The 3,930-nt window shown below is 39.1% G+C and carries 3 protein-coding genes; 1 reads left to right on the forward strand and 2 read right to left on the reverse strand.

Annotation, left to right across the window (positions count from 1 at the left end):
• Positions 1–1,842, forward strand: a 1,842-nt coding sequence (gene katG, locus L647_RS0100860) for a catalase/peroxidase HPI (RefSeq protein WP_024609530.1), incomplete at its 5' end; no start/stop codon positions are given.
• 159 nt (positions 1,843–2,001) lie between these two features.
• Here katG and L647_RS0100865 read toward each other — a convergent pair.
• Both L647_RS0100865 and L647_RS0100870 read right to left on the reverse strand, forming a co-directional pair.
• Positions 2,002–3,264, reverse strand: coding sequence for a nitrate- and nitrite sensing domain-containing protein (locus tag L647_RS0100865; RefSeq protein ID WP_024609531.1), 1,263 nt, complete (start codon positions 3,262–3,264; stop codon positions 2,002–2,004).
• A gap of 252 nt (positions 3,265–3,516) precedes the next feature.
• A partial coding sequence (locus tag L647_RS0100870) for an SAM-dependent methyltransferase (protein WP_024609532.1) occupies positions 3,517–3,930 on the reverse strand: 414 nt, incomplete at its 5' end.

The raw sequence follows: 3,930 nt of genomic DNA on the forward strand, positions 1-3,930 counted from the left end.
GGCGCGGCATCTGGCAGCCAACGTTTTGCTCCTCTAAACTCTTGGCCTGACAATGCAAACTTAGACAAAGCACGTCGTCTACTTTGGCCAATTAAGAAAAAATATGGTAATAAACTTAGCTGGGCTGATTTAATTGCTTATGCAGGTACCATGGCTTATGAGTCAATGGGTTTACAAACATTTGGTTTTGCTTTTGGTCGAGAAGATATTTGGCACCCTGAAAAAGATATTTACTGGGGTTCAGAAAGAGAATGGCTAGCACCAAGTGGCAGTGAAGGCACTCGTTACTCAGGCGAACGCGATTTAGAAAACCCGTTAGCATCAGTAATGATGGGACTTATTTACGTAAACCCAGAAGGGGTGGACGGTAAATCAGATCCACAAAAAACAGCAAATGATATACGTGTTACTTTTGAGCGTATGGCTATGAACGATGAAGAAACCGTAGCATTAACTGCCGGTGGTCACACTGTTGGTAAAGCACATGGTAACGGCGATGCTTCGCAGATAGAAGCAGATCCAGAAGCTGCAGAATTAGAAGACCAAGGCTTTGGTTGGTTGAATAAAACTAAACGTGGTATTGGTCGTGATACTGTCACAAGTGGTATTGAAGGTGCTTGGACGTCTAACCCAACTAAATGGGATAATGGCTTTTTTGACCTATTACTTAATTACGATTGGGAATTAAAGCATAGCCCAGCTGGTGCAACACAATGGGAACCAATTAATCTTCCTGAAGATAAAAAACCAGTTGACGTTGAAGACTTAACAACCCGTCTTAACCCAATGATGACTGATGCCGATATGGCAATGAAGGTAGATCCTGCGTACCGTAAAATTTCAGAAAAATTTGCTCAAGATCAAGACTACTTTTCAGAAGTATTTGCACGTGCATGGTTTAAGTTAACTCACCGTGATTTAGGTCCTAAAGCACGTTACATTGGTCCAGACGTACCAAAAGAAGAGCTAATTTGGCAAGACCCTGTACCAGCGGGTAATACAAGTTACGATGTTGAAACAGTTAAAACTAAAATCGCAGCAACCGATTTAACACTAAGTGAGCTTGTTAATACTGCATGGGATAGTGCAAGAACTTACCGTGGTTCGGACAAACGTGGTGGAGCAAATGGTGCCCGTATTCGCCTTGCACCACAAAAAGATTGGGAAGGTAATGAGCCAGTTCGTTTAGCTAAAGTACTAACAGTACTAGAAGCTATAGCAAGCGAGACGGGTGCAAGTATTGCAGATGTAATTGTTTTAGCCGGTAATGTTGGTATTGAAAAATCAGCTAAAGCTGCTGGCTTTGAAGTAACAGTGCCGTTCTCAGCAGGTCGTGGTGATGCAACAGCAGAAATGACTGATAATGAGTCATTTGATGTACTTGAACCGCTTCACGATGGTTTCCGTAACTGGCAGAAACAGCATTACACAGTAACACCTGAAGAAATGCTACTTGACCGCACTCAACTGATGGGTTTAACAGCACCAGAGATGACGGTATTGATTGGCGGTATGCGTGTTATTGGCACTAACTACGGTGGCACTAAACATGGTGTATTTACAGATAATGAAGGCGCATTAACTAATGACTTCTTTGTTAACTTAACCGACATGAGTAATTCATGGGTTCCGACTGGTCGTAACTCTTATGAGATTCAAGATACAGCTACAAAAGCGGTTAAGTGGACAGCCACTAGAGCAGACTTGGTATTTGGTTCTAACTCAATTCTTCGTTCATACGTTGAAGTGTATGCACAAGACGATAACAAAGAAAAATTTGTTAAAGACTTTGTTGCTGCATGGGCAAAGGTTATGAATGCAGATCGTTTCGACCTAGTTTAATTTAATAGGCTTTTATGTTGTTAATTACTGCAATATAGAGGTCTTGATTTAAATTTTGTTTGTATTAAATATAAACCCAGATACGCACTGCGCATCTGGGTTTATTTTTTTGGCTAATACTTATTTTATATACCTACGAGCTAAACTTACCCTTCATTTTTAATCACTTAACTCCACGATTTTTTGAGCAACACTATAAAGTGTTTTATGTGAATTCATGGCTTGTTTTTGTAGTTGCTTGTGGGCTTGTTCTTCACTAATTTTTAGTTGTTCAATAAGTATGTATTTAGCTTGGTGAATAATTTTTTGCTCACTAATTACTTTTTTAGCATCGAGTAGGGCTTGGTTAATTTGTTTAATATGTTGGCTTTGATCAATAATTAAATCGTACATGCTTTTATTGCTATTGAGCTTATCGGCTGCAACATTGGGTTGTATTTCAGGGTCTGGTTGTTTAATCGCTAATTGACCCACGATAGGAGCGATTTGCTGTTCATTTATAGTATTGAGCACTTTTTTATTGGTATTTAAACTACGTTGGGCGCATGCTATTTGCATTGCAGCCGTGTCGATTAAATTATCAGCAATATTTTGCTCTATTTTATGCATTATATCGATACGAGTAGTGGTTACTTCGTACCATACTTCGCTAAGTTGTGAGAGCGGTTGTGCGTTTTCGTCATCGAGTTTTTGCAATAAACTTCTAAGTTGTTCAACTTGATTGTTAACCTGATGCGTTGTTAGCGTGGCATAGCACTTTAATAAATGCTCATCTGCGTATTCATTAAAAAAGTCAAAGCTGTGGTTTTGCTCCTGTACAAAATGTGCCAGTTGTTGTTTTTGCTCTGCAGTAAACTTGCTCGCTGCAAATGCTTGTGCGCCACACGCACGTTCTTGCCCTGCGTATTCTTTACCTTGCATAAAATTAAAAAATGCGACCAGTAAGCGAGTTATTTTAGGATCGCTTGCTCCATCAGCTGCCTCTAAAATAATATTGAGTAAACTGGTTATTAGCTGCGTAAATGATTGTGTAGCATGTACTGCGCTAATGTTTTGCTGCGATATTTGGCTTCGTAATGCAGGCAATGCATCAAGAGATTGTAAGCTATAGGCAATTAAATTAAATAGTCGAGTATGACCAGTATCGGCATTATCACTAATATAAGTTTGTTTAATTGAATCATAAAATGCGGTTTGTGCATCGTGGCTTACGTGTATTTGCTGCTGGAGTTGTGTTTTAAACCGCTCGCGATTTGAGGCTAAAAATATATTACTCATTGCACGTTCTTTTTGTAGCTGATGTACAAAATCGCCTAGTTTAGTGAGCGAGGCGCAACTGTTTTGTAATTTTTTTAAGGCGTGTATTTCTTGATACTTTGCCGCTAATAAAAACTGTTTTGTGAGAGGATTGCTTGTCGCCATTGATAGTATTCCACACTTTTTTGTTTTTAAAGTGCAACCACCGTTCCAATCATTAATAAATTTCATCATTGAATTTAAAATCAAACTAAAACAGTCACTTGAAATTCCATCTTAATTTATCACAGAGTTTTTATAACTAAAATAATCGCTGCTGTTAACTTATTTGGTGCATTTAAATATGTTATTGCACACAACTTGAACCTAAAAAAGCGCCTACTCCTGGGGAGGTAGTAAGCGCGAAAACAATATTTATCAAGCGTTAACATTTACACTGTTTAGTAACTCTGGGCTAATAGCCATTTTATGATTTATTACTTCACCAATCATAATAAGGGTAGGACCTTGAAAGTTATGTTTAGCATGCTCATTTACTATTTGTTCAAGCGTACTGGTAATTACTTTTTGCTTAGTGGTAGTGGCATTCTCTATTAGTGCAATGGGTGTATTACTTGGCCAACCCACTGATTGCAAACCGTTGCTTAGCGTTTGTAAGCACGAAAGCCCCATATAAACCACTAAAGTGGGGTTGTTGTTTGCAGCCATAAACGCGTAATTTTGCCAATGAGGTTGCTTGTTAGGATCGGCAAACTGCGCCGTTAAAAATGTAACACTACGCGCTACATCGCGGGCAGTGAGTGGAATACCCGTATAAGCGGACGTAGCACA

It is taken from the genome of Pseudoalteromonas sp. TB64 (assembly GCF_000498095.1).
Taxonomy (GTDB): domain Bacteria; phylum Pseudomonadota; class Gammaproteobacteria; order Enterobacterales; family Alteromonadaceae; genus Pseudoalteromonas.

Coding starts and splice junctions, on each gene's coding strand:
- L647_RS0100865 (WP_024609531.1), bottom strand. CDS start 3,264: ATGGCGACAAGCAATCCTCTCACAAAACAGTTTTTATTAGCGGCAAAG.